4 protein-coding genes and 1 tRNA gene are annotated in these 3,738 nt (G+C 66.9%); 2 read left to right on the forward strand and 3 right to left on the reverse strand.

Annotated features, from left to right (window positions below; genetic code table 11):
* On the forward strand, window positions 1–371 hold a 371-nt coding region (locus tag VFH65_RS12205; RefSeq protein WP_353321761.1), incomplete at its 5' end, for a trimeric intracellular cation channel family protein.
* A 4-nt stretch (window positions 372–375) separates the two neighbouring features.
* Here VFH65_RS12205 and VFH65_RS12210 read toward each other — a convergent pair.
* The gene (locus tag VFH65_RS12210; protein WP_353321763.1) at window positions 376–1,020 is read right to left on the reverse strand and encodes a DUF2652 domain-containing protein; all 645 of its coding nucleotides are present in this window, start codon (window positions 1,018–1,020) and stop codon (window positions 376–378) included.
* Window positions 1,021–1,246: 226 nt separating this feature from the next.
* On the opposite strand from VFH65_RS12210, the gene VFH65_RS12215 reads away from it, so the two are divergent.
* A complete protein-coding gene (locus VFH65_RS12215) occupies window positions 1,247–2,485 on the forward strand; it encodes a hypothetical protein (protein WP_353321765.1) in 1,239 nt (412 codons plus the stop codon).
* Between the two features lie 174 nt (window positions 2,486–2,659).
* Here VFH65_RS12215 and VFH65_RS12220 read toward each other — a convergent pair.
* Window positions 2,660–2,736, reverse strand: a tRNA-Glu gene (locus VFH65_RS12220).
* Between the two features lie 113 nt (window positions 2,737–2,849).
* A partial coding sequence (locus tag VFH65_RS12225) for an alpha/beta hydrolase (RefSeq protein WP_353321767.1) occupies window positions 2,850–3,738 on the reverse strand: 889 nt, incomplete at its 5' end.

Below are 3,738 nucleotides of genomic sequence, written 5' to 3' on the forward strand. Positions count from 1 at the left end.
TGCTCATCTTCGACGCTCTCGGGCTCGCCGTCTTCGCCGTATCGGGCACGCTCAAGGCGCTCGCCTTCGGCGCTCAGCCGATCGCGGCCGTCCTGCTCGGCATGGTGACCGGGATCGGCGGCGGGATGCTGCGCGACGTCCTGGTCGGACAGGTCCCGACGGTCCTGCGCGCCGAGCTCTACGCCGTGGCCGCCCTCGCCGGTGCCAGCGTCGTCGTCATCGGGCAGGTGCTCGAAATTCGGGTGGTTCCGGTCGCCGTCATCGGCGCGGCCCTCTGCTTCGGACTCCGCCTCATGGCGCTGCGGCGCGGATGGGAGCTCCCGATCGCACGGCCACACGAGCCCGATGCGTCGGACGATCATTTGACGTGAGTCCCTAGTCCGCGCCGAGCTTCACGGCGCGGCCGGAAATCGACCCGACGTCTGGGTACTCCTCTCGATGCTCGACGCCCAATTCCGTCAGACACAGTCCATTCGCGGCGGCGTCGGTGAGGAACACGTACGGTCGGTAGCCAAGGCGGGTTTGAACGCTGTTCTTCAACAGCCGATGGACAACGTTCACGGCAGGACCCAGCAGCTCGGTCTGCGATCCGACCGTTTGTCGGACAGCCTGGCCTCGATGGAGGACCATCTTGAGGTCGAGACTCCCGACGACCGGGCACGCCGTGCAGACGTGATCTCGCGCGCTTCGCGCCTGCTGCTCACGCCGCGAGCGAAACGCCTCGTACAGGTCCATGAGGCGGCCGAGGACTTCGGTACCCCTGCCGTCCAGGGATGCTACGGGCGCGCTGGCAAACACAGCGTCCCCTTCGAGCTTGGCGACTTCGAAGTCAGGCTCGACCCCCTCGATAACGGCGTCGAGTAGCTCGCCAAGGACGGCGAATCCCGCGGGGATCCCTGCGCTGAAGTCAACGCCATGGGCGCGCTCGACGCTGGCCATGAACGCCGTATACCCAGAGATGTCGGCCAACAAGAGGTACCGATCGCCGGCCGTCGCAGTTGCTTGCCTTGTGTCCGCCATGGGCAAGGGGCATCGTACGCCGCCCGGCCAGCGCCTCTGCGAGGCGATGTGGGACCGCACGGCGAATTCCGGGCTGTTCACGGGCCATTCATGTGGGTTCCGGTGAACATACGCGCCCACCTCCGAGGCTGGAACGTGGGGATCTAAAACCCACCTTCGCTCTATTTAGCGACCTTGCCAGAACCTGGCCGGTTTCGCTGCCAGCCGACCGATACAAGAGGCACCGATGTTCACGTTATCCACCGCCCAGCCGGACAACCCGACGGGCAAGAACCGACAACGCGAGGCGCGAGCCGCGGCTCACCCGTGGGAGACCCCACAGCCAGCCATGCTGATGCGACTGCTGGCAGTGCTCGCCTCGCTCGCCCTGCTGGTGGTTGCCTCGGCAACGACGGCAAGCGCGACCACGAGCACGATCGTCGACGCTGGATGGCAGCAGTTCACGACCGAAGGCGGCGTGGGTGGCGGCTCAGTCGACGGGCCTTACCTCTTCGAGAGCACCAAGCTGACGAAGGTGACCGTCACCGATTCGTTCTGCCACGGCGATGAGTTCTCCGTCTTCGACAACGGCGTGCTCATCGGTAGCACCTCCGAGATCCCTGCAGAGCTGCGCACGTGCCCGGCCCGCTTCTACCTGTCGGCCATTGCCCGCGCCGACATCTCGATGACCGACACGACGTTCAGCCAGGGCGCCTTCTACGTCGGCCCCGGATCGCATTCGCTCGAGTTCGTGAACAAGGCCATCTGGAACGGCACCGACAGTGGCTCGGATGCCTTCTTCCGGCTTGAGACCGTTTCGCTGACCAAGGCCGACTGCATGACCAACGGCTGGGCGAACTTCGGCACGCTGTTCAACAACCAGGGACAGTGCGTCTCTCTCGCCAATGCGCTGCAGCAGCTGACCGCTGCCAATGTGGGGACGGTCACGTTCGAGGCGTCGCCGTTCGGCACTGTCGCGCGTGACCTGACGCCTCCCGACCCGAGCTGGCACAAGTGGGTGGGCCCCTTCTCACACGCGACAACCTACGCAGCGCGGACGACCGTGCCGATCACCCAGGCGGTCGGCGATGAAGTGTTGACGGTCACGGTGCCGGTCTCCCTGTCCGGTACCGGCGCTGGCAACGCCGCGGTCGCCACTGTCACCATGACGATGACGCCTCAGGACCGATTCTTCTCATGGATCCCGGTCGGGCAGTACGGTTCTCTCGGGAACAGCGCGTGGGAGCTCGTCGGAGATCCCACCGTTTCTGACCCGTCCATGGTCACTACCTGGATCTTCCGCTCGACGGCCCCCCTGATCCGCGGTGCGGCCTACGATCCCATCGTCATCTCGTTCGACGTCGGGAATAACAGCGTCATTGACGCTGTCTACGACTTCGGCCGCCCGCACACCGCCACCGTGTCGGTCACGGCGGACGGCTACGCGACCGGCACCGGCTCGGGGTGGTACCTGCCCGGACAGTGACGGAATCCGGACGACCGATAACGAACCGGCGGCTAGCCCGGCCCGAAGCAAACGCCTCGGCCGGGCTCGCGGCGCGATCCGCCAATGCCGGCGTCATGCATCCGCGGACGCGCGTCTGGTGGCGGCCAAGAAGATAGCCCGACCTGACATCAGATCGGGCCCGCAGATGAGTGCTGGTACCGCATACCGGATTCGAACCGGTGATCTCCGCCTTGAGAGGGCGGTGTCCTAGGCCTCTAGACGAATGCGGCACCGTCGTCCGAAGACGTGCTCAGAGGATACCAAGAGCCTCCGAACGGATCAAACCCCCGACGGGCCGATTCGTCGGTCGATTCGCGCCGGAAGGCCCGGACGTGCAGGAAGCCTAGCGTCGCGCCCCGACCGGCAACGCGGCTGCGGCCATGGCGTGGCGACGCTCCTCGAGCCAGCCGAGGACGCTCTGCGCGACCTCCGGCCAGGTGTGCTCCCCCATCACCAGCCCGAAGTGCGTGGCCGACGGGAAGTACTCGTATCCGGCGCCCAGCAGATCGGCCGTGCGGCGCGCCTCGGTCGGATGGATGACGTCGTCCATGCCGGCGCCGATGACCAGGCTGGGCGTGTCCATCAGTCCGGACGGGTCGATCGGGATGCCGAGCATCCGCTCCCGGCGAGCCAGGCCCGACTCGCGGGCACCGTCCAGCAGCTCCGTCATCTTCTCGATGTCCTGGTCGTCCATGTCGGGCATCCGCTCACGCAGCTCCTCGCGTGAGCCGGTCCAGCCCCACCACGCGGCGTCGTAGACCGCCGGCACGGCCTTCAGCTCGTGCTCGTCCGGACGCCTCGGAAGCGCAGCCGCCGGTGGCGACGGCGCGAGCAGCACCATCCCCAGGACGGGATTCCGCTCGGCATACATGAGGCCCGCCAGCGCACCGATCCCCCAGCCGATGATCACGGCCGGTCGGCCGAGATGGCGCATCGCGACGCCGACGTCATCGGCATAGTCGCGCATCGACGTCTCGGACAGATCGGCCATGTCGCTGGTGAAGTGGCCGCGCAGGTTGACCGCGTGCGCCTCCCAGCCGCGCTCCGCCAGGAAGGCCGCGAACTCGGTCCACAGCCACGACCCGGTGAGGGCACCATGGACCAGGAGCAATGGCGGCTTGCGCGAGCGCCGCTCGGGCTGATGGGTCTCGACGTGGATGCCCTCCGGCTCAATGAAGACCTCGTCGCGCTTGATCGCCTGCACCATCGGTGGTTCGTCAGTCCTCCCAGGA

The sequence above is a fragment of the Mycobacterium sp. genome (assembly GCF_035697385.1).
In the GTDB taxonomy this organism is placed as follows: Bacteria; Actinomycetota; Actinomycetes; order Mycobacteriales; family Mycobacteriaceae; genus Mycobacterium.

Excerpts from the sequence above, each read along its gene's own strand:
- VFH65_RS12210 (WP_353321763.1), bottom strand. The coding sequence starts at position 1,020 with ATGGCGGACACAAGGCAAGCAACTGCGACGGCCGGCGATCGGTACCTC.
- VFH65_RS12215 (WP_353321765.1), top strand. The coding sequence starts at position 1,247 with ATGTTCACGTTATCCACCGCCCAGCCGGACAACCCGACGGGCAAGAAC.